Origin of the sequence: Enterobacter sp. BIDMC92 (assembly GCF_001030225.1) — a bacterium.
Lineage (GTDB): Bacteria > Pseudomonadota > Gammaproteobacteria > Enterobacterales > Enterobacteriaceae > Enterobacter > Enterobacter sichuanensis.
Window position 1 is genome coordinate 1,081,019 of sequence record NZ_KQ087598.1, and the last position, 21,390, is coordinate 1,102,408.

The window sequence follows — 21,390 nt, forward strand, 5'->3', positions numbered from 1 at the left end:
TTCAAAAGCAGGCCATAGTGTAGTGCGGGGAAGGGGCGGGGTAAATAAAGGGTTATTTAACAAATATTACATGCGTTATTAATAGATTTGGTGAATAAAAAAAGGGTGCCGAAGCACCCCTTTATTCATCTGTTGAGGCTTACCAGACGTAAGTCAGCAGGTTGTGTGAATCTGGCACCATAAAATCTACGGACATCATCACGGAAAGCGAGGTGATGGCGACAATCGAGAACACAAACAGTTTGCGCGCCCAGACTTTGTCATCTTCCACTTTGTAACCGCGCAGCGCCATACCGAGCCACCAGACGCTCACTGCAGCCGCTACCACCAGATATTTGTATCCAGCGTAGCCACCCAGAGAGAGCATCAGCGTTGCGACAGCAAAGGCGATGATGTAGAGCGTAATGTGGTTCTTGGCAACAGAGATGCCTTTCACGACCGGCAGAACCGGGATGTTCGCTGCCTGATAATCCTTAAAGCGGAAAATCGCGATGGCATAGGAGTGCGGCATCTGCCACAGGCTAAAGATAGCCAGCAGGATAGCCGCACCGCTGTCGAACTCGTTCGTGACCGCGCAGTAGCCAATCACCGGCGGCGCAGCGCCGGAGAGAGAACCAATCAGCGTGCCGTACACGGAGTGACGTTTCATATACAGGCTGTAAATGCCTACATACACCACGAACCCCATCACCCCCAGCCAGCAGGCCAGCGGGTTAGCACCAAACCACAGCAGCATAAAGCCAGCAATACCCAGCAAGGTGGCGTACACCAGCGAGACGGAAGGGGCGATCAGGCCTTTCACCAGCACCCGATTTTTGGTCCTTTCCATCTTCTTGTCGATATCCATGTCGATGTAGTTGTTAAATACACAACCGGACGCAACAACCAGTGACACACCGACCAGCGTGTAAATAAAGAGGGTGTAATCAATGCTGCCTTTAGAGGCCAGCAGGAACCCTCCGATCACGGAGATCAGGTTGCCAAAGATGATGCCTGGTTTCGTTACTTGCAGGTATTGCTTAAACATACTCGCCGCTCTTAGTGAACCATCATGTTGTAGTTGAGGTTCCACATAATCCAGATGGAACCGACTACCAGGATAGCGATGATAATCACGGTAAAGATGAAGGCCGTCATGTTCCAGCCTTCATCGGACTTGGTGTTCATGTGCAGGAAGCAAACCAGATGCACCAGAATCTGAACCACCGCGGTCACCAGGATTGCACCCAGAATAACCGGCTTGGAGGCAGAACCGCTCATCACCATCCAGAACGGGATCACCGTCAGGATGATCGACAGGATAAAACCTGTCATGTAGGTTTTTACGCTACCGTGGGAAGCGCCATGATCGTTTGAATGACTCATTACATCGCCCCCATCAGATACACTACAGAGAACACACAGATCCACACCACGTCCAGGAAGTGCCAGAACAGGCTCAGGCACAGGATACGGGTACGGTTAGTACTGGTCAGGCCGCGACGGGAGATCTGGAACATTAGTACTGCCATCCAGATCAGACCGGAGGTCACGTGCAGACCGTGGGTACCGACCAGCGCGAAGAACGCTGACAGGAAGCCACTGCGATCCGGACCGAAGCCTTCCAGGATCAGGTGATGGAATTCATAGATTTCCATCCCGATAAATCCAGCACCAAACAACCAGGTCAACGCCAGCCAGGAAACAACCTGGCTCTTGTTGTTTTTGTACATGGCGATAGCCGCCATGCCGTAGGTGATGGAGCTGAATAACAGCAGTGCGGTTTCAACCAGAACGAACGGCAGTTCAAAGATGTCCTTACCGGTCGGGCCGCCCGCTGTGCCGTTCACCAGAACGGCATAGGTCGCGAACAGACAGCAGAACAGAATGCAGTCGCTCATCAGGTAGATCCAGAAACCGAAGACTTTGGTCGGTCCTGTATCGTGGTGCGCATGTTCATGCGCGTGGGCAGTCGAGTGCGCCAGAGTATCAGTTGCCATTTTTCAGCCCCGCTTTAGAAATCTCGTCGAAATGCTGATTTTCTAGCTTTTCAACTTCACGGACTGGTACGTAGTAGTCCACGTCCTCGTCAAAGCTCTTCACAATCCAGCTGATTACGATGCCAGCGAAGCCAACAATCGCCATCCACCAGATGTGCCAGATCATTGCGAAACCAAATACCGTTGCGAAAGCGGCAATCACAATGCCCGCACCGCTGTTTTTCGGCATGTGGATCTCTTCGTAATGAGCAGGTTGCTTGTACGCTTCACCTTTTTCTTTCATTTCCCAGAATGCGTCGCGTTCATGAACCTGCGGCACAACGGCAAAGTTATAGAAAGGCGGTGGAGAAGAGGTTGCCCACTCCAGCGTACGGCCACCCCATGGGTCACCGGTCAGGTCACGGTTCTGGTCGCGGTCGCGAATAGACACGTAGAACTGAATCAGCTGAGACGCGATACCACAGGCAATCAGCACCGCACCGCCCGCTGCAACCATCAGCATTGGGTGGAACTGCGGATCAATCTGCTGGCTCAGACGACGGGTCATACCCATGAAGCCCAGCACGTACAGCGGCATAAATGCCACGAAGAAACCGATGATCCAGAACCAGAACGCGCGTTTACCCCATTTCTCGTTCAGCGTGAAGCCGAACGCTTTTGGCCACCAGTAGGTTACGCCAGCGAAGCAGCCGAAGACCACGCCACCGATGATAACGTTATGGAAGTGCGCAATCAGGAACAGACTGTTGTGCAGAACGAAGTCAGCACCTGGTACCGCCAGCAGTACGCCGGTCATCCCACCTACGGAGAAGGTCACGATGAAGCCGATGGTCCACAGCATGGCTGAGTGGAACACGATACGGCCCTGATACATGGTGAACAGCCAGTTGAAGATCTTCACCCCGGTCGGGATGGCGATAATCATGGTGGTAATACCGAAGAAGGCGTTTACGTTCGCGCCCGCACCCATGGTGAAGAAGTGGTGCAGCCAAACGATGAACGACAGAACGGTAATACAGACGGTTGCCCACACCAGCGAGGTGTAACCAAACAGACGCTTACGCGAGAAGGTTGCTGCGATTTCGGAGAACACACCGAAGACAGGCAGAACCAGGATGTACACTTCCGGGTGACCCCAGGCCCAAATCAGGTTGATGTACATCATCATGTTGCCACCCATATCATTCGTGAAGAAATGGGTGCCCAGGTAGCGGTCCAGGGTCAGCAGCGCGATGGTGACGGTCAGAATTGGGAAGGACGCGATAATCAGGATGTTGGCGCACAGCGATGCCCAGGTAAATACCGGCATCTTGAACATGGTCATGCCCGGGGCACGCATCTTGATAATGGTCACGAAGAAGTTGATACCGGTCAGGGTTGTACCAACACCGGAGAGCTGAAGCGCCCAAATCCAGTAGTCGACACCTACGCCCGGACTGTACTCGATTCCTGACAGCGGCGGGTAAGCCAGCCAGCCGGTCTGCGCGAATTCGCCCACACCCAGTGACAGGTTAACCAGGATTACGCCGACAACCGTGAACCAGAAGCTCAGGTTGTTCAGGAACGGGAACGCAACGTCGCGCGCGCCGATTTGCAGCGGAACGACCACGTTCATCAGACCGATAACCAGCGGCATCGCCACGAAGAAGATCATGATAACGCCGTGGGCGGTAAAGATCTGATCGTAGTGGTGCGGCGGCAGGAAGCCGGCTTCACCCGCAGACGCGAGTGCCTGCTGGCTACGCATCATGATCGCATCCGCAAAGCCACGAATTAACATGACGATACCGACGATGCAGTACATGATACCGAGTTTTTTGTGGTCAACCGAAGTCAGCCACTCGTTCCACAGGTAGCTCCACTTACCGAAGTAAGTGATTAAGGCCAGTAAGGCCGCACCACCGATGATAATTGCAGCCACCGTAACCATGATAATCGGTTCATGGTAGGGCACTGCATCCAGTGTCAATTTTCCGAACATTTTCTTCCTCGGCCCCTTAGTGAGCGGTTTCCGCGTGGCTCATGTCCATGCCTTCCATACCTTCGTGCGCGCTGTGCTCGCCTTCAGGCTGGGTCATGTCCATGCTCTTGCCGTGATCCATAAATTTGCCAATAACGTCTTTGAACAAATCAGGTTTCACGTTAGAGAAGTACTCCACCTTGTTGTATTCGCTAGGTGCAGCCACTTTTTCGAACGCCGCCATGTCAGACATGGTGTTTGGAGACTGCTTCGCTTTTGCAACCCACTGGTCGAAAGCGGCACGGTCCGGCGTTGCGATAGCTTTGAACTTCATACCTGAGAAGCCCGGGCCGCTATAGCTGGCGGAGATACCATCATAGGTGCCTGCTTCATTCGCGATCAGGTGCAGGTTAGTCTGCATACCGGCCATCGCGTAAATCTGGCTACCCAGACGTGGGATGAAGAAGGAGTTCATTACGGAGTTGGAGGTCACTTTGAACTGAACCGGAGTGTTCGCCGGGAAGGCGATTTCATTCACGGTAGCAATGCCCTGCTCTGGATAGATGAAGAACCATTTCCAGTCCATGGAGACCACTTCGATGGTAATAGGTTTTTCATCGTGAACCAGCGGTTTGCTTGGCTCAAGTGCGTGAGTGGTTTTCCAGGTCAGCACGGCAAGGAACAGGATGATAAGGATAGGTACCGTCCAGACCACAGCTTCCACTTTATTGGAGTGTGACCAGTTCGGGCTATACTTCGCATCTTTATTGCTCGCACGATACTTCCAGGCGAAACCAACAGCCATCAAAATGGCTGGAATAACCACAATCAACATCAGGCCAAAAGCCGTCAATATCAGTGAACGTTGTTCCAGTCCAATCTGTCCTTTGGGGTCTAGTAGTGCAGAATCACAGCCACTGAGTAATACAGTGCCTGCGAATAATGACAACCATCCCAAACTTTTATTGTATTTCCTGAGTCTCATTTAACGACCTCAATTCCACGGGAGTCTGGTGGCGTTTAAAGTGTGCGGGCATTTTACGGGAAGGTTACATTACTGTAAACATCATTAGGCCTGTGTCAGGAAGGTGTTACCGGGTTCTGCCGCACGTGTCACAAGTGTTGCAAATTATGTCGGTTTTTATGACCGAAGCCGCATGGCATGGGCTTTATAACGAAAGGACCCCCAAGCATACCCTAAAAGGGGCAATTGGTATAACCATTGTTAAAAATAAACAAAAAATTAACAATTAATTATCAATAAAAAGACATCTAAAAAACGAAAAATCAAACTTCCCAATGCTGAATCGTTTAATGAAAAATAGTCTTTTGGAACCGGAGCCAATAATTTCCAAATCCTATCCCGCACAAAACAACAAATATTTTTTTAGCGGTTGCTGGCTATTTCACCGTTATAATTTCGCTTAGTGATTACAACGGGAAATAACCTTTCGCATTTTTCTTCAGGTCATGCGCGTTTTACGCAGCGCCATGAAATCGAGCACGCCTCCCGTCAGGATCCCGACGACGGCCAGCAGGGCGCCAGCGTCCAGCAGAAGGGCTTCCAGAGGGAGCGCCAGCAACGTGCTGGCATTAATAATGAGCACGACCAGCCAGAGAGCCAGGGCAACACAGCCCGTCATTAACAGACGTAACGCAAAACGGTAGGCGCGATGATATTCGGTGCGCGGCATAAAGTGTTCTGTTCGCTGGGTATATTCCAGCGTCTGACGGCAGACAAGCAGTAATAAAATCCCTGGCACCGCCGCAACCACAGAGAAGAGATAAAACGTCGGCCAGCCGTGGGCTTCCACAAACCAGCCAGCAATCGGCCCCACGTAGACGCGGCCAACGGCAGAGAGTGCCGAGAGCAGTGCGAACTGCGTGGCAGAAAACGACTTGTTGCAGAGCGTCATCAGCAGGGCGACAAATGCCGCGGTGCCCATCCCGCCACAGAGGTTTTCAAAGAACACCGCGGTAGCCATGCTGACCATATGTTTGTCGGTGATCGACAGCAGCCAGTAACCTGCGTTAGACGCCCCTTGCAGGATGCCGAAAATCAACAGTGCGCGGAACAGCGTCAGGCGCTGCATTAATACACCACCGTAGAGCGCGCCGACGATGGTCGCGAACAACCCCAGCGTTTTATTCACCACACCCACTTCGCCGGCATCAAAACCGACGCCCCGGATAAGGAAGGTGGTAGTCAGGCTCATCGCAAAGGCATCGCCAAGCTTATAAAGGACGATAAGCAGCAGGATCAGCCAGGCGTTGTTACGGCCAAAGAAATCACGCAGTGGTTCGGCGACGGCCTGCTCCAGCGTACGGGGAACCGGGATAACATCGCTTGGTTCGGGCGCAAACAGCGTCGCGATAATGCAGGGGATAAGCAGGGCAGCCATCAGCCAGTACATGCCCTGCCAGCCGAGGTAACGGTCGGCCAGCCAGAGAGCCAGCCCGCCGGAGACCAGCATCCCGAGGCGATAGCCCAGGACGCTGATGGCCGCACCGGCACCGCGCTCTTCCGCCGGTAAGACGTCCGTCTTCCAGGCGTCGAACACGATATCCTGGGAAGCGGAGCAGAAGGCAATCACCACCGCGAGCGCGGCCATCCAGCGTAACTGCGAGGTGGGTTCAAGAAAACCCATCCCTGCAATGGCCAGCAGCAGCAGGACCTGGGTCATCACCAGCCAGCCACGACGACGCCCCAGAAATGGCGGCGTGTAGCGATCCATGACCGGAGACCACAGGAACTTAAAGACATAGGCCTGGCCCACCAGCGAGAAGAAACCGATGGTTTTAAGATCGATATTCTCGACCGTCATCCATGCCTGAAGCGTGCCGGAAGTGAGCGCGAGGGGTAAACCCGAGGCAAAGCCGAGGATCAGCAGAATGGCTGATTTCGGTTGCTGGAAAATACGTAAGTATTGACTGGACATGTTCTTAGCAACTGACCCGGTAACACACCGGGTCAGCCAGCAGAATTAACGCGCGTTCTGTTTGATGAAGTCGTGAATGCTGGTGTCCTGCGCCATGTCGGAGATAGTGTCCGTCAGCACGCTGTTAACCGCATCAGCAATATTTTTATTAGACGCCTGGAACGCGCCTTCTACAGAGTAGCTCGCACGGTAATTTTTGGTCATCTTGTTGCCATTCTTCGCGGTCGCGATGATGGCGATATCCGCTTTAGTGGCGATGTTGTAGCGCACGTTACCCTGGGAGACGTCAGCGTACAGGTTGTTCACGATGATCTGCAGATCCACCGCGCCGCTTGGGCCAACCATATAACCGCGAGAGGTCATCTGTTTCTCCAGCACTTCCTGCAGCAGGAAACGCAGGTCGCGGGACGCGGTCAATGTCACCAGTTGGTTGTCGCGGGTCACCTTCGCCAGAGCCTGATCCTGACGCTGATCGGCACCGTTAATGCTCACGGTGACGCCCATCAGGCTTGGGTCCTGCTGAGGCAGGGTGATTTTCGGTGAAACATCAATGGTGGTTGGCGGGGTAGCGCAGCCTGCCAGCATAAAAAGGGCTACCAACGGGAAGAAGAGTTTTTTTAACATTTTAAGGTTCTCACGAATCGTAAGCATAGAGAGAGAAAAAATTGCCGCCATCATAACATCGCCAACGGCCAGGGGAAGTGGTCAACGCATGTAAATTCATCGCCTTGTCTGAAAACTGACCAGCTCACCCTTTTTCTCAATCGTGGAATGACAAAACGTATGAGCCACACAGTAAACTTCATTCGTTTGGATGAGAAAATAAGACGAAAGCTAAATATTTGTTGTCAAGGTGTAATGGAAACGGTAAAAGCGGCTAATATTTAAAGGGATGGGTGACATCCTGGCGTTGTCGGAGGAGTAATTTCATGATGATACGTGAGCAGATAGAAGATAAATTAAGGGCAGCGTTCAACCCTGTGTTCCTCGAAGTCGTCGACGAGAGCTATCGTCATAACGTACCGGCAGGTTCTGAAAGCCACTTCAAAGTGGTTCTGGTTAGCGATCGCTTCACGGGAGAACGTTTCCTGAACCGACACCGCTTGATCTACAGCACCTTGACGGAAGAACTCTCCACAACCGTACATGCCCTGGCGTTGCATACCTACACCATTAAGGAGTGGGAAGGCTTGCAGGATACGGTTTTTGCCTCCCCGCCTTGTCGGGGAGCAGGCACCATCGCCTGATAAATCGGATTTGCAACCGCTGGAGTTTTTCCAGTATGTTGCATACAGATTTCCTCAAAACGGCCTCCGGGCCGTTTTGTTTTGTCTGAGTTTTGAGCGGATGGTGCGTTTTTAAGGCTAAAAATAGCCTTAAAGTGTGAAAAAAGCCGCAGCAACATGCCCCAACCGTTCTCGACTCACCTAAGTGATGCCGCTATAATGCCGCGTCTTAATGAATGTCTTCGGGATGATTCTGGCGACAGGGAATGTGAATCTGCACTAAGAGAGCATCCCGGTATAACAGACAGATTCAGAGTTGACCGAGCACTGTGATTTTTTTGAGGTAACAAGATGCAAGTTTCAGTTGAAACCACTCAAGGCCTTGGCCGCCGTGTAACGATTACTATCGCTGCTGACAGCATCGAAACTGCTGTGAAAAGCGAGCTGGTCAACGTAGCAAAAAAAGTACGTATTGACGGCTTCCGTAAGGGCAAAGTACCAATGAATGTTGTTGCTCAGCGTTATGGCGCTTCTGTGCGTCAGGATGTGCTGGGTGAGCTGATGAGCCGTAACTTTATTGATGCGATCATCAAAGAAAAAATCAATCCGGCCGGCGCGCCGAACTACGTTCCAGGCGAATACAAACTGGGCGAAGACTTCACCTACTCTGTAGAGTTCGAAGTGTATCCGGAAGTCGAGCTGAAAGGTCTGGAATCTATCGAAGTTGAAAAACCGATTGTATCCGTGACTGACGAAGACGTTGACGGCATGCTGGACACCCTGCGTAAGCAGCAGGCGAACTGGAAAGAGAAAGAAGGCGCTGTTGACGCGGAAGACCGTGTGACCATCGACTTCACCGGTTCTGTAGACGGCGAAGAGTTCGAAGGTGGCAAAGCGTCTGACTTCGTACTGGCGATGGGCCAGGGTCGTATGATCCCAGGCTTCGAAGACGGTATCAAAGGCCACAAAGCGGGCGAAGAGTTCACCATCGACGTGACCTTCCCGGAAGAGTACCACGCTGAAAACCTGAAAGGTAAAGCGGCGAAGTTCGTTATCAACCTGAAGAAAGTTGAAGAGCGCGAACTGCCAGAACTGACTGAAGAATTCATCAAGCGTTTCGGCGTGGAAGATGGTTCTGTCGCGGGCCTGCGTACCGAAGTGCGTAAAAACATGGAGCGCGAGCTGAATGGCGCGGTGCGTAACCGTGTTAAATCTCAGGCGATCGAAGGTCTGGTGAAAGCGAACGAAATCGACGTGCCAGCTGCCCTGATCGACAGCGAAATCGACGTGCTGCGCCGTCAGGCTGCACAGCGTTTCGGTGGCAACCAGCAGCAAGCGATGGAACTGCCACGCGAACTGTTCGAAGAGCAGGCAAAACGCCGCGTTGTTGTTGGCCTGCTGCTGGGCGAAGTGATTCGTACCCACGAGCTGAAAGCTGACGAAGAGCGTGTGAAAGGCCTGATCGAAGAGATGGCTTCTGCATACGAAGATCCATCAGAAGTGATCGAGTTCTACGGGAAGAACAAAGAGCTGATGGACAACATGCGCAACGTTGCCCTGGAAGAGCAGGCTGTTGAAGCGGTACTGGCGAAAGCGAAAGTGACCGAAAAAGCGACCTCTTTCAACGAACTGATGAACCAGCAGGCGTAATTTCGCCCTAACGGTTTAAAGTTTGAACAGAAAACCCGTTGCCTTGCGGCAGCGGGTTTTTTTTATCGCAGCTTAGCCCAGGAAGAGTGCTAAAACGCCCTTTCGGTGTTAGCGTAACAACAAAAGGTTGTTATGCTTGAAATAGGGCACTGTGAACCCCATAAGTACGTAATCATGATGAATGAGACTGGCTGATAATCCGTCCGTAAGGTTACAATCAGTACAGCAGGTGTTTTCAATTTTGATCCAGGAGACGGAAATGTCATACAGTGGCGAACGAGATAACTTTGCACCCCATATGGCTCTGGTGCCAATGGTTATTGAACAGACCTCACGTGGTGAGCGTTCTTTTGATATCTATTCCCGTCTGCTCAAGGAACGCGTTATCTTTCTGACAGGCCAGGTGGAAGACCACATGGCTAACCTGATCGTGGCGCAGATGCTGTTTCTGGAAGCGGAAAACCCGGAAAAAGACATTTACCTGTACATTAACTCCCCGGGTGGCGTGATTACAGCAGGTATGTCCATTTATGACACCATGCAATTCATCAAGCCTGATGTAAGCACTATCTGTATGGGTCAGGCTGCATCTATGGGCGCGTTCCTGTTAACAGCAGGGGCTAAGGGTAAGCGTTTCTGCTTGCCGAATTCCCGCGTGATGATTCACCAGCCGCTGGGCGGTTACCAGGGGCAGGCGACGGATATTGAAATCCACGCCCGCGAAATCCTGAAAGTAAAAGCGCGCATGAATGAACTTATGGCGCAGCATACGGGTCAACCCCTCGAGCAGATCGAGCGCGATACCGAGCGCGATCGCTTCCTCTCTGCTTCAGAAGCAGTTGAGTACGGCTTAGTCGACTCCGTGTTGACCCATCGTAATTGATGCCCGCGACGCGAGTGTGCCGCTATACTAAGGTAGGGCGGCACTCTGCCTGAGAGCAGCTTGCGTCTTAGAATGGCATTTGCGTCGTCATGTGCGGCACAAAGAACTTAAAAAGAGGTTTGGACTCATGACAGATAAACGCAAAGATGGTTCGGGCAAACTGCTGTACTGCTCTTTTTGCGGCAAAAGCCAGCATGAAGTGCGTAAACTGATTGCCGGGCCGTCCGTGTATATCTGCGACGAATGTGTCGATTTATGTAACGACATCATTCGCGAAGAGATTAAAGAAGTCGCGCCACACCGCGAGCGCAGCGCGCTGCCAACGCCGCATGAAATTCGTCATCACCTTGACGACTATGTCATCGGTCAGGAGCAGGCCAAGAAAGTACTGGCGGTAGCGGTATACAACCACTACAAACGTCTGCGCAACGGCGATACCAGCAATGGCGTAGAACTGGGTAAAAGTAACATTCTGCTGATCGGCCCAACCGGGTCCGGTAAAACGCTGCTGGCTGAAACCCTGGCGCGTCTGCTGGATGTACCGTTCACCATGGCGGATGCCACCACCCTGACCGAAGCCGGTTATGTGGGTGAGGACGTTGAAAACATCATCCAGAAACTGCTGCAGAAGTGCGATTACGACGTACAGAAAGCCCAGCGTGGGATCGTTTACATCGATGAGATCGACAAGATCTCCCGTAAATCAGACAACCCGTCCATCACCCGTGATGTATCAGGTGAAGGCGTACAGCAGGCACTGCTGAAGCTGATTGAAGGGACGGTGGCTGCTGTTCCGCCGCAGGGGGGACGTAAACACCCTCAGCAGGAGTTCCTGCAGGTTGATACCTCCAAGATCCTGTTCATCTGTGGCGGTGCGTTTGCCGGTCTGGATAAAGTCATCTCCCACCGTGTTGAAACCGGCTCCGGCATTGGTTTTGGCGCAACGGTGAAATCAACGTCCGAAAAACCGAACGAAGGCGAGCTCCTGGCACAGGTTGAACCAGAAGATCTGATCAAGTTCGGCCTGATCCCTGAATTCATCGGTCGTCTGCCGGTGGTGGCAACCCTGAATGAACTGAGTGAAGAGGCGCTGATCCAGATCCTGAAAGAGCCGAAAAATGCGCTGACCAAGCAGTATCAGGCGCTGTTCAATCTGGAAGGTGTTGACCTGGAATTCCGTGACGAAGCGCTGGATGCGATTGCCAAAAAAGCAATGAGCCGTAAAACCGGCGCGCGTGGTCTGCGTTCTATCGTTGAAGCGGCTCTGCTCGACACCATGTACGATCTGCCTTCAATGGAAGACGTGGAAAAAGTGGTGATTGACGAGTCTGTGATTAGCGGTCAAACCAAGCCACTGTTGATTTACGGTAAACCGGAAGCACAGCAGGCATCTGGCGAATAATTCACCAAATCATACAAGCAGTTAATCAAAAAGGGGGGATTTTATCTCCCCTTTACTTTTTCCTTATTCATAGCGTTGAATGTGTGGGAAACATCCCCATATACTGGATACATGTTAATGGTTATGTGAAGCACAGTGACATGACCAGCTTACCTGGCGGACACTAACTAAGAGAGAGCTCTATGAATCCTGAGCGTTCTGAACGCATTGAAATCCCCGTATTGCCGTTGCGCGATGTGGTGGTTTATCCGCACATGGTCATACCCTTATTTGTAGGGCGGGAAAAATCTATCCGTTGCCTCGAAGCCGCTATGGATCATGATAAAAAAATCATGCTGGTGGCGCAGAAAGAAGCATCAACGGATGAGCCGGGTGTAAACGATCTTTTCACCGTCGGGACCGTGGCCTCTATTTTGCAGATGCTGAAGCTGCCTGACGGCACCGTGAAGGTGCTGGTAGAAGGTCTGCAGCGTGCGCGTATTACCACTCTGTCAGACGATGGCGAACACTTCTCCGCGAAGGCAGAGTACCTTGATTCGCCTGAACTGGATGAGCGCGAGCAGGAAGTGCTGGTGCGCACCGCGATTAGCCAGTTTGAAGGCTACATCAAGCTGAACAAGAAAATCCCACCAGAAGTGCTGACGTCGCTGAACAGCATCGACGATCCTGCGCGTCTGGCGGACACCATCGCAGCCCATATGCCGCTGAAGCTGGCTGACAAGCAGTCCGTGCTGGAAATGTCCGACGTTAACGAACGTCTGGAATATCTGATGGCGATGATGGAGTCTGAAATCGATCTGCTGCAGGTTGAGAAGCGTATTCGCAACCGCGTGAAAAAGCAGATGGAGAAATCTCAACGTGAGTACTATCTGAATGAGCAAATGAAAGCCATTCAGAAAGAGCTCGGCGAGATGGACGACGCGCCGGACGAAAACGAAGCGCTGAAGCGCAAGATCGATGCGGCGAAGATGCCGAAAGAGGCGAAAGAGAAAGCGGAAGCAGAACTGCAGAAGCTGAAAATGATGTCTCCGATGTCGGCGGAAGCGACCGTGGTGCGCGGCTACATTGAGTGGATGGTACAGGTTCCGTGGAACGCCCGCAGCAAGGTCAAAAAAGACCTGCGTCAGGCACAGGAAATCCTGGATACCGACCACTACGGCCTGGAACGTGTGAAAGACCGTATTCTTGAATACCTTGCGGTACAGAGCCGTGTAAACAAAATTAAAGGCCCTATTCTGTGCCTGGTAGGACCGCCGGGGGTGGGTAAAACCTCTCTGGGCCAGTCCATCGCCAAAGCGACCGGCCGTAAGTATATCCGTATGGCGCTGGGTGGCGTACGCGATGAAGCGGAAATCCGCGGTCACCGCCGTACCTACATCGGTTCTATGCCGGGTAAACTGATCCAGAAAATGGCGAAAGTGGGCGTTAAAAACCCGCTGTTCCTGCTCGATGAGATCGACAAAATGTCCTCGGACATGCGTGGCGATCCGGCCTCGGCGCTGCTGGAAGTGCTTGATCCAGAACAGAACGTGGCGTTCAGCGATCACTACCTGGAAGTGGACTACGACCTGAGCGACGTCATGTTTGTCGCGACGTCGAACTCCATGAATATTCCGGCCCCGCTGCTGGACCGTATGGAAGTGATTCGTCTCTCCGGTTATACCGAAGATGAGAAGCTGAACATTGCTAAGCAGCACCTGCTGCCGAAACAGATAGAGCGTAACGCGCTGAAAGCCAACGAGCTGACCGTAGAGGACAGCGCGATTATTGGCATTATCCGTTACTACACCCGTGAAGCGGGCGTGCGTAGCCTTGAGCGTGAAATCTCTAAACTGTGTCGTAAAGCGGTGAAACAGCTGCTGCTGGATAAGAGCCTGAAACACATTGTGATCAACGGCGACAATCTGCATGCCTATCTCGGCGTTCAGCGTTTCGACTATGGTCGCGCGGACAACGAAAACCGTGTGGGCCAGGTGACCGGTCTGGCATGGACGGAAGTGGGCGGCGATCTGCTGACCATCGAAACCGCTTGTGTCCCGGGCAAAGGCAAACTGACCTACACCGGTTCTCTGGGTGAAGTGATGCAGGAGTCCATTCAGGCGGCGCTGACCGTGGTGCGCGCGCGCGCGGAAAAACTGGGCATCAACCCGGATTTCTATGAAAAACGCGACATCCACGTTCACGTTCCTGAAGGGGCAACGCCGAAAGATGGCCCAAGCGCGGGTATTGCCATGTGTACCGCGCTGGTATCCTGTCTGACCGGCAACCCGGTGCGCGCCGATGTGGCGATGACCGGTGAAATCACCCTGCGTGGTCAGGTTCTGCCAATCGGTGGGTTAAAAGAAAAACTTCTGGCGGCACATCGCGGTGGGATCAAAACCGTATTGATCCCGTACGAAAACAAACGCGATCTGGAAGAGATTCCGGACAACGTGATTGCCGATCTGCAGATCCATCCTGTTAAGCGAATTGAGGAAGTTCTTAGTCTCGCATTGCAGAATGAACCTTCCGGAATGCAGGTTGTAACCGCAAAATAGTGACCTCGCGCAAAGAGCGTCAATAAAAACAAGGCTGGTAAGTGATTTCGCACTTGCCAGCCTTTTTTTGTATAGCTAATTTAGATTGCTGATTAGGTCAGCCATCAACAACGGGTGTTGTAAGGTCATGGCAGGCCTGATATAACTGCTGCGCGGTCGCGTTGTGAAGGATTCAGACGCGATATAAATTATAAAGAGAGGAAGAGAACAGTGAATAAATCTCAACTGATTGACAAAATTGCTGCTGGTGCTGATATTTCTAAAGCTGCAGCTGGACGTGCGTTAGATGCATTAATTGCTTCTGTTACTGAATCTCTGCAGGCTGGGGACGACGTTGCACTGGTAGGCTTCGGTACTTTTGCTGTTAAAGAGCGTGCTGCCCGTACTGGCCGCAACCCTCAGACCGGTAAAGAGATCACCATCGCTGCTGCTAAAGTGCCGGGTTTCCGTGCAGGTAAAGCGCTGAAAGACGCAGTAAACTGATTGCTTTCCCGTTTCAGGGAAGCCGGATAGTACAAGGGCGCATCGTTTGATGTGCCTTTTTTGTTTGTCCAGACCTGATTTGTACGAGTTTATGCGAGTTGTGGGCTGACAATCGCCCCGTTTTCTTGTCACAATAGGCCTTCACGCGCGACGGGCAGGATTTACCGTCAGCGTCAGGTAATCAGTCACCTACAGCGGAGTGTTGTTACACCATGATGGACAGCTTACGCACGGCTGCTAACAGTCTCGTGCTCAAGATTATTTTCGGTATCATTATCGTGTCGTTCATATTGACCGGCGTGAGCAGTTACCTTATTGGCGGTGGCGCGAACTATGCCGCAAAAGTGAATGGCCAGGAGATCAGTCGTGGTCAGTTCGAGAATGCTTTTGCCGGTGAACGTAACCGTATGCAGCAACAGCTGGGCGACCAATTCTCTGAACTGGCGGCGAACGAAGGGTATATGAAGACCCTGCGCCAACAGACGCTGAACCGTCTTATCGACGAAGCTCTGCTGGACCAGTATGCCAAAAAACTGGGCCTCGGCATCAGCGACGAGCAGGTGAAAAAAGCCATTTTCTCCACGCAAGCCTTCCAGTCTAACGGCAAATTCGATAACGCACGTTACAACAGCATCGTCAACCAGATGGGCATGACCGCCGATCAATACGCGCAGGCGCTGCGTAACCAACTGACTACCCAGCAGCTCATCAATGCCGTCGTGGGTACTGACTTCATGCTCAAAGGTGAAACGGACGAACTGGCTGCGCTGGTAGCGCAGCAACGCGTTGTGCGTGAAGCGACCATTGACGTGAACGCCCTGGCGGCGAAACAGCAGGTAAGCGACGCTGACGTTAACATCTGGTACGAGCAGAACAAGAATTCCTTTGTTTCTCCGGAGCAGTTCCGCGTGAGCTACATCAAGCTGGATGCGGCTGCATTGCAGGAAAGCGCGTCTGACGCGGAGATCCAGTCTTACTACGATCAGCATCAGGATCAGTTCACTCAGCCGCAGCGCAACCGCTACAGCGTGATTCAGACCAAAACCGAGGCTGATGCCAAAGCGGTACTGGATGAACTGAATAAAGGCGCAGATTTCGCGACCATTGCGAAAGCGAAATCCACCGATATTATCTCCGCGAAAAACGGTGGGGATATGGGCTGGCTGGAAGAGGCAACGACCCCTGATGAACTGAAAAATACCGGTCTGAAAGACAAAGGCCAGTTGTCTGGTGTTGTTAAATCTTCCGTTGGTTTCCTGGTGGTTCGTCTGGACGACATCATCCCTGCGAAAACCAAACCACTGGCTGAAGTTCGTGATGACATCGCGGCGAAAGTGAAGCAGGAAAAAGCGCTGGATGCCTACTACGCACTGCAGCAGAAAGTGAGCGATGCGGCCAGCAACGACAACGAATCTCTGGCGGGTGCAGAGCAGGCGGCTGGCGTGAAAGCGGTTGAAACGGGCTGGTTTGGCCGTGATAACCTGCCGGAAGAGCTGAACTTCAAACCGGTTTCAGATGCCATCTTTAACGGTGGGCTGGTCGGCGAGAACGGCACGCCAGGCAGTAACTCTGACATCATTACCGTTGATGGCGATCGTGCGTTCGTTCTGCGTGTTAGCGAGCACAAGCCAGAAGCGGTCAAACCGCTGGCGGAAGTGAAGGATCAGGTTGTCGCCCAGGTTAAGCACAATAAAGCGGAACAGCAGGCGAAACTGGATGCTGAAAAGATTCTGGTTGATCTGAAAGCGGGTAAAGAGGACGCGTTGAAAGCGGCTGGCCTGAGCTTCGGTGAGGCGAAAACGCTGAGCCGTACGAGCCAGGATCCTGTCAGCCAGGCTGCATTTGGTCTGAGCCTGCCTGCGAAGGATAAACCGAGCTTCGGCTCCACGACTGATATGCAGGGTAACGTCGTTCTGCTGGCGCTCGATGAAGTGAAAGCCGGCACTCTGCCAGAAGCGCAGAAGAAAGCGATGGTTCAGGGCATTACCCAGAACAATGCCCAGATCGCTTTCGAAGCGATGATGAGCAACCTGCGTAAAGATGCCAAAATCAAGCTGGGTGATGTGATGACTCAGCAGCAATAATTACGTATCTGCTCGCAGATTTTCGTAACGCTCTGCAAAAACTCAAGGCCGCTTTCGCGGCCTTTTCCATTTCTGCAATCTGCCGTTTGTGCCTGTTTTCATCGATGGCTATCGTGACGGGGCTGTCAACAAACAAGGAGATACAGCATGAAACGTGGAATCAAAGCACTGTTAATTACGCTGGCTATTGCCACCACCGGGATGAGCGCTGGCGCGCAGGCGGCGACGCCTGCCGCTAAACCACAGACGGTACAGAGTAAGACCGACGACGCTGCGTCAGTGCAGGGGCAAACCAAAGCGACGGATGCCGGTAAAAAAGGGGACGATGACGGTACGCGGGTGAGTATCAATTCGGCATCGGCGGAAGATCTGGCCCGCGCGATGAATGGTGTCGGCCTGAAAAAAGCGCAGGCTATCGTCAGCTACCGCGAAGAGTACGGACCTTTCAAAACCGTCGATGATCTCAAACAGGTTCCGGGGATGGGAAGCGCGCTGGTTGAACGCAACCTCTCACACCTGACGCTGTAATCTCACAATTACTTGCACTGCGGCGATAATTTGCCAGGATAAAGAGGTCATACCAGTGATGACCTCTGATCCTATAACAACTAAAGGCTATTGCGCTATGCAGACAAAAATCAAAGTACGCGGTTTTCACCTCGACGTTTACCAGCATGTGAACAATGCACGCTATCTTGAGTTTCTTGAAGAAGCGCGCTGGGACGGGCTGGAAAACAGCGAAAGCTTTCAGTGGCTGACCGCGCATAACATCGCGTTCGTGGTCGTCAACATCAACATCAACTACCGCCGTCCGGCCGTACTGGGTGATGTGCTCACCGTGACCAGCCAGGTACAACAGCTAAACGGGAAGAGTGGTGTCCTCAGTCAGGTTGTCACACTGGATCCTGAAGGGCAGGTGGTGGCTGATGCGCTAATTACCTTTGTCTGTATCGATCTGAAAACGCAGAAAGCGCTGCCGCTTGAAGGGGAGTTGCGGGAAAAGCTGGAGTTGATGATCGCTTAGGAGTTTTGTCTTTTATAAAAGACAAAAAGTTTTTTCAGGGATAGAATAATGGACAGGGACTACGTTGTTGAACGTTACCGGACCCGCGACGGAAAAGTGCCGTTCGAGGAGTGGGTAGCGAAGATGAAGCGAAAGGATCCGGAGTTAGCGTTTCGGATCCTTCTGCGAATTGACCGTGCTGAGAAAGGGAATTTCGGCGATTACCGATACCTCAGAGAGGGTATTTGGGAATTGAAAATTGATTGTGGTCCCGGCTATCGAATCTATTTTGCGCTTCAACATCGGAAGATCCTGTTGTTGCTGATCGGCGGTGACAAAAAGAGTCAAAAGATTGATGTTAAGCTGGCAATAGATTACTGGAATGATCATCAAAAGGATAAATCCGATGAGCAAAAGCCAACAAGAATTTTCTAGTTCCGTCAGCCATGATGAAGCCGTTGTAAAAATGCTTCGTGAAAACCCTTCCTACGCTCAGCTATACCTGCAGGTGGCGTTAGATGAGATTTATGAAGATCAGGGAATCCCTGCATATTTAATCGCGTTAAGACGCGTTATCGAAGCCCGCGGTGGCATAGGTGAAATTGCTGCCAAAGCAGGCTTGTCCCGTCAGCAGCTATACCGAACCTTGTCTGACAATGGCAACCCAACGCTGACAACCCTGATGAAAGTGACCCGTGCTGCCGGTGTCAAACTGTTCGACAGCACGGTCAAATAACCCTATTTAAGCCCGGTCTTTTTCTGCATTGCGGCCATTACGCCAGCTTTATCGGCAAGATAATGATTCAACCCGTTAGCGCGCAGGTTGCAGGCGGCGCACTGGCCGCAACCGTCACCTTTGATGCCGTTGTAGCAGGTGAGGGTTTCACTGCGAACCAGGTCTAGCTTGCCCCAGTAGTCCGCCAGCGCCCAGGTTTCGGCTTTATCCAGCCACATCAGCGGCGTTTCAAAGCGCGTCTCTTTCGCCATGCCGAGATTGACGGCGTGGTTTAACGCTTTAACGAACTCATCGCGACAGTCCGGATAGCCGGAGAAGTCGGTCTCGCATACGCCGGTTATCACCGCTTCGGCTTGTACCTGGTAGGCGTAAATTGCCGTCAGGGTCAGGAAAAGGATATTACGGCCAGGAACGAAGGTGTTCGGAATACCGCTGGCGTCAGGTTCGTAGTCCGGGACGGGAATACTGTCCCGGGTGAGGCTGCTGACGGCCAGTTCATTTAACAGCGTAACGTCCAGCACCTTGTGCGCGCGTGCGCCCAGTTTGAGGGCCAGTTCACGGGCAACGTCGATTTCAGCGCGATGGCGCTGACCATAATCGAAAGTGACACAGTGAACTTCATCGTACTGATGAAGGGCCTGGACCAGGCAGGTAGTAGAGTCTTGTCCTCCGCTGAACACGACGACGGCACGTTTCATAAATCATCTCGACAGTTACGTAAAAACGTTATGTTACCGTCTGACCACGACGGCGACCAGCTTCTTCACGATTTGGGGGCGGGCAGCCAGGCTTCGGTAAAGTCAAACCAGCCGCGGGTGTTAAGGCGTATGCCGTTGACCCCCGGCGGGGCGCTGATCTGGTATTGATAATTGAACAGTGGGGTGATGACCGCGTTCTCCATCAGCCGGCTAAATATCGCCTTCAGGCCCGCATGCCGGTCCTGTTCATTAGCCTGGGTCTGGACCGCATCCAGCGTCGCCTGCAGATGAGCATATTGCGGCGCGCTCAGCAGGTGTGGCCAGAGGGCATCACAACGCAGCCACTGCTCAAGCGTGTATTCCGGTGCTTCGCCAATCAGTCTGTCGCCCATCATGATGTCCGCGTCCGCCAGTTGCTGGCATCCGTCCCAGGTTTTCGCATCATAAAAGATAACCGTAAGCGCGCAGCCCTGCTGGGCAAGATACTGTTTTAGCTGACGCGCCATCGTGTGTAGCTCGACGGGCAAATGGTACAGCAGGGTTAACCTCTCCGGCAGAGGGACATGGGTTAAATCCGGCCACTGAGGAATTGCCCAGCCGGGCAGTAACTCCTCTGTTGGGGTAATCAGCCCTTCATTGAGCGGGAGCGTATGCAGAAGCGTTGAGAGATGAATGATATTAATGAGTCGTCGCGCCTGCAGTTCACTCAGACGTGGGCTTTGCTTCAGGGTGAGATAACAAAAGCCCAGACTGGTGCTGTTAGTGACCAGACGCAAACTCTCAAGTTCATCCGGTTCGCCAATGGCTATCTGCACAGGATGACGGCAGCTGGTACCCAGCTCAGAGTCAAACAGCGTCGGGGTGATCCAGTACTCGATAGCCTTAAGCAGCGGGTGGCTGAGATGGTACTGTTCATGGCTCTCCAGACGAACCAGATCGGGTTCATACACGCTGAGCCTGAAAGGGCCACAACCCGTCATGGGCTGTTCGGGATGGGCAAGGCGGCTGCAATAGGTGGCCAGGCGGTGTGCCAGCCAGTAATCCGGCTGGTGCAGAGTAAATGTCAGACACTGAGGGTGGGTGACGTCAATACGCAAAACGCTCTGGAACAGTTTACGCAGGGCTGGCAGGGCAAGAAGCGCGTTCAGGCTTTGCTGAAGCTGCCCGGTTTCGACCTTATCGCCATTATGCCAGTGCAGGGTGGAGCGAATATAAAAATGCCAGCGCAGACCGTCCTCCGACACCGCCCAGTGATGGGCGAGATCGCCTGTGGGTTCACTGGAGTTGCCATGAAAACGCGTCAGCCCGGCAAAAATCTGTCCTGCCAGATGCTGTTCCGCGCGACCGGGCAGAAAGCCGGGTTCAAGCGGATCCAGTGCGCGGTAATAGGGGATACGCAGCGTCGGCGTGTCGTTTTGCCACTGCCCGCCTAAAAACGGGTGCAGCAATGACCGCAGTTCTTCGGGGGCAAGCTGGGCCAGTTCCAGCACGTTGTGCTGCTGTCCGCGCTTCAGCGCCTCTTCCATCATCGCATTACGCAGTGACTCCGGGGCGACATGGAACGTCAGCTCTCCCCGTTTGCCGCGACCAGACTGCGCTCGCCAGCTCAGCCAGCCCGCGTCCTGGGCCTGACGCAGCAGCGTGCGGACATGTCGTTCGCTGCAAAAACAGCGGGCAGCCAGTTCGCTGATGGTGACCTGCTGCATTGCCCCCTTTGAAGGCTGCCAGAGGCGGTGATACTGATTGAGTCGGTTGAGCTGGCGCATAAGAAACCCGGAACAATAATAATCATCTATTCACTATTACTTCC

Annotated in this window: 20 protein-coding genes; 11 read left to right on the top strand and 9 right to left on the bottom strand. The window is 52.8% G+C overall.

Features of this window, described 5'->3' with window-relative positions; genetic code table 11:
* Positions 1–139 precede the first annotated feature (139 nt).
* The 7 genes from cyoE to SP99_RS04860 form a co-directional block, all read right to left on the bottom strand.
* Entirely contained in the window at positions 140–1,027 is an 888-nt protein-coding gene (cyoE, locus tag SP99_RS04830; RefSeq protein ID WP_047957879.1) for a heme o synthase, read from the bottom strand.
* An 11-nt stretch (positions 1,028–1,038) separates the two neighbouring features.
* Positions 1,039–1,365 carry a cytochrome o ubiquinol oxidase subunit IV gene (locus SP99_RS04835; RefSeq protein WP_025756183.1) on the bottom strand — a complete coding sequence of 109 codons (327 nt, stop codon included), beginning with the start codon at positions 1,363–1,365 and terminating at the stop codon, positions 1,039–1,041.
* Positions 1,365–1,979 carry a cytochrome o ubiquinol oxidase subunit III gene (locus SP99_RS04840; RefSeq protein ID WP_025756182.1) on the bottom strand — a complete coding sequence of 205 codons (615 nt, stop codon included), beginning with the start codon at positions 1,977–1,979 and terminating at the stop codon, positions 1,365–1,367. The genes SP99_RS04835 and SP99_RS04840 overlap by 1 nt, the downstream gene beginning before the upstream one ends.
* The gene (gene cyoB / locus SP99_RS04845; protein WP_025756181.1) at positions 1,969–3,960 is read right to left on the bottom strand and encodes a cytochrome o ubiquinol oxidase subunit I; all 1,992 of its coding nucleotides are present in this window, start codon (positions 3,958–3,960) and stop codon (positions 1,969–1,971) included. The genes SP99_RS04840 and cyoB overlap by 11 nt, the downstream gene beginning before the upstream one ends.
* Before the next feature lie 16 nt (positions 3,961–3,976).
* A complete protein-coding gene (gene cyoA / locus SP99_RS04850) occupies positions 3,977–4,924 on the bottom strand; it encodes a cytochrome o ubiquinol oxidase subunit II (protein ID WP_013095851.1) in 948 nt (315 codons plus the stop codon).
* Positions 4,925–5,402: 478 nt separating this feature from the next.
* Positions 5,403–6,878, bottom strand: a complete 1,476-nt coding sequence (gene ampG / locus SP99_RS04855; protein WP_047957880.1) for a muropeptide MFS transporter AmpG — start codon at positions 6,876–6,878, stop codon at positions 5,403–5,405.
* A 45-nt stretch (positions 6,879–6,923) separates the two neighbouring features.
* A complete protein-coding gene (locus tag SP99_RS04860) occupies positions 6,924–7,502 on the bottom strand; it encodes a lipoprotein (RefSeq protein WP_025756179.1) in 579 nt (192 codons plus the stop codon).
* Positions 7,503–7,807: 305 nt separating this feature from the next.
* On the opposite strand from SP99_RS04860, the gene bolA reads away from it, so the two are divergent.
* From bolA to SP99_RS04915, 11 genes are all read left to right on the top strand, one after another.
* Complete coding sequence (gene bolA / locus SP99_RS04865; RefSeq protein WP_013095855.1) at positions 7,808–8,125, top strand: transcriptional regulator BolA; 318 nt, start codon at positions 7,808–7,810, stop codon at positions 8,123–8,125.
* Between the two features lie 330 nt (positions 8,126–8,455).
* Complete coding sequence (tig, locus tag SP99_RS04870; protein ID WP_008503318.1) at positions 8,456–9,754, top strand: trigger factor; 1,299 nt, start codon at positions 8,456–8,458, stop codon at positions 9,752–9,754.
* A gap of 259 nt (positions 9,755–10,013) precedes the next feature.
* Positions 10,014–10,637, top strand: coding sequence for an ATP-dependent Clp endopeptidase proteolytic subunit ClpP (clpP, locus tag SP99_RS04875; RefSeq protein ID WP_008503317.1), 624 nt, complete (start codon positions 10,014–10,016; stop codon positions 10,635–10,637).
* A gap of 127 nt (positions 10,638–10,764) precedes the next feature.
* Positions 10,765–12,039, top strand: coding sequence for an ATP-dependent protease ATP-binding subunit ClpX (gene clpX, locus SP99_RS04880; protein WP_008503316.1), 1,275 nt, complete (start codon positions 10,765–10,767; stop codon positions 12,037–12,039).
* A gap of 182 nt (positions 12,040–12,221) precedes the next feature.
* On the top strand, positions 12,222–14,576 hold the full coding sequence (gene lon, locus SP99_RS04885; protein ID WP_023334706.1) for an endopeptidase La: 2,355 nt from the start codon (positions 12,222–12,224) through the stop codon (positions 14,574–14,576).
* Positions 14,577–14,786: 210 nt separating this feature from the next.
* Positions 14,787–15,059, top strand: a complete 273-nt coding sequence (hupB, locus tag SP99_RS04890) for a nucleoid-associated protein HU-beta (protein WP_002444653.1) — start codon at positions 14,787–14,789, stop codon at positions 15,057–15,059.
* A 212-nt stretch (positions 15,060–15,271) separates the two neighbouring features.
* The gene (gene ppiD, locus SP99_RS04895) at positions 15,272–17,143 is read left to right on the top strand and encodes a peptidylprolyl isomerase (protein ID WP_047957881.1); all 1,872 of its coding nucleotides are present in this window, start codon (positions 15,272–15,274) and stop codon (positions 17,141–17,143) included.
* 147 nt (positions 17,144–17,290) lie between these two features.
* Positions 17,291–17,671: a helix-hairpin-helix domain-containing protein gene (locus SP99_RS04900; RefSeq protein WP_047957882.1), complete on the top strand. Its 381-nt coding sequence runs from the start codon at positions 17,291–17,293 to the stop codon at positions 17,669–17,671.
* Positions 17,672–17,768: 97 nt separating this feature from the next.
* Complete coding sequence (locus SP99_RS04905; protein WP_025756175.1) at positions 17,769–18,167, top strand: YbgC/FadM family acyl-CoA thioesterase; 399 nt, start codon at positions 17,769–17,771, stop codon at positions 18,165–18,167.
* 48 nt (positions 18,168–18,215) lie between these two features.
* A complete protein-coding gene (locus SP99_RS04910; protein WP_047957883.1) occupies positions 18,216–18,581 on the top strand; it encodes a type II toxin-antitoxin system RelE/ParE family toxin in 366 nt (121 codons plus the stop codon).
* Positions 18,553–18,882 (top strand): addiction module antidote protein, encoded by a 330-nt coding sequence (locus SP99_RS04915; protein ID WP_025756173.1) that lies wholly within the window; start codon positions 18,553–18,555, stop codon positions 18,880–18,882. Before SP99_RS04910 ends, SP99_RS04915 begins: the two co-directional genes overlap by 29 nt.
* A gap of 2 nt (positions 18,883–18,884) precedes the next feature.
* On the opposite strand, the gene queC is transcribed toward SP99_RS04915, so the two are convergent.
* The gene (gene queC, locus SP99_RS04920) at positions 18,885–19,580 is read right to left on the bottom strand and encodes a 7-cyano-7-deazaguanine synthase QueC (RefSeq protein WP_047957885.1); all 696 of its coding nucleotides are present in this window, start codon (positions 19,578–19,580) and stop codon (positions 18,885–18,887) included.
* A gap of 65 nt (positions 19,581–19,645) precedes the next feature.
* Positions 19,646–21,346, bottom strand: coding sequence for an SgrR family transcriptional regulator (locus SP99_RS04925; RefSeq protein ID WP_047957886.1), 1,701 nt, complete (start codon positions 21,344–21,346; stop codon positions 19,646–19,648).
* Positions 21,347–21,390: the final 44 nt, after the last annotated feature.

Bases quoted from the DNA above. Each gene is read 5' to 3' on its own strand.
- cyoE (WP_047957879.1), bottom strand. From the start codon at position 1,027: ATGTTTAAGCAATACCTGCAAGTAACGAAACCAGGCATCATCTTTGGC.
- SP99_RS04835 (WP_025756183.1), bottom strand. From the start codon at position 1,365: ATGAGTCATTCAAACGATCATGGCGCTTCCCACGGTAGCGTAAAAACC.
- SP99_RS04840 (WP_025756182.1), bottom strand. From the start codon at position 1,979: ATGGCAACTGATACTCTGGCGCACTCGACTGCCCACGCGCATGAACAT.
- cyoB (WP_025756181.1), bottom strand. From the start codon at position 3,960: ATGTTCGGAAAATTGACACTGGATGCAGTGCCCTACCATGAACCGATT.
- cyoA (WP_013095851.1), bottom strand. From the start codon at position 4,924: ATGAGACTCAGGAAATACAATAAAAGTTTGGGATGGTTGTCATTATTC.
- ampG (WP_047957880.1), bottom strand. From the start codon at position 6,878: ATGTCCAGTCAATACTTACGTATTTTCCAGCAACCGAAATCAGCCATT.
- SP99_RS04860 (WP_025756179.1), bottom strand. From the start codon at position 7,502: ATGTTAAAAAAACTCTTCTTCCCGTTGGTAGCCCTTTTTATGCTGGCA.
- bolA (WP_013095855.1), top strand. From the start codon at position 7,808: ATGATGATACGTGAGCAGATAGAAGATAAATTAAGGGCAGCGTTCAAC.
- tig (WP_008503318.1), top strand. From the start codon at position 8,456: ATGCAAGTTTCAGTTGAAACCACTCAAGGCCTTGGCCGCCGTGTAACG.
- clpP (WP_008503317.1), top strand. From the start codon at position 10,014: ATGTCATACAGTGGCGAACGAGATAACTTTGCACCCCATATGGCTCTG.
- clpX (WP_008503316.1), top strand. From the start codon at position 10,765: ATGACAGATAAACGCAAAGATGGTTCGGGCAAACTGCTGTACTGCTCT.
- lon (WP_023334706.1), top strand. From the start codon at position 12,222: ATGAATCCTGAGCGTTCTGAACGCATTGAAATCCCCGTATTGCCGTTG.
- ppiD (WP_047957881.1), top strand. From the start codon at position 15,272: ATGATGGACAGCTTACGCACGGCTGCTAACAGTCTCGTGCTCAAGATT.
- SP99_RS04900 (WP_047957882.1), top strand. From the start codon at position 17,291: ATGAAACGTGGAATCAAAGCACTGTTAATTACGCTGGCTATTGCCACC.
- SP99_RS04905 (WP_025756175.1), top strand. From the start codon at position 17,769: ATGCAGACAAAAATCAAAGTACGCGGTTTTCACCTCGACGTTTACCAG.
- SP99_RS04910 (WP_047957883.1), top strand. From the start codon at position 18,216: ATGGACAGGGACTACGTTGTTGAACGTTACCGGACCCGCGACGGAAAA.
- SP99_RS04915 (WP_025756173.1), top strand. From the start codon at position 18,553: ATGAGCAAAAGCCAACAAGAATTTTCTAGTTCCGTCAGCCATGATGAA.
- queC (WP_047957885.1), bottom strand. From the start codon at position 19,580: ATGAAACGTGCCGTCGTCGTGTTCAGCGGAGGACAAGACTCTACTACC.
- SP99_RS04925 (WP_047957886.1), bottom strand. From the start codon at position 21,346: ATGCGCCAGCTCAACCGACTCAATCAGTATCACCGCCTCTGGCAGCCT.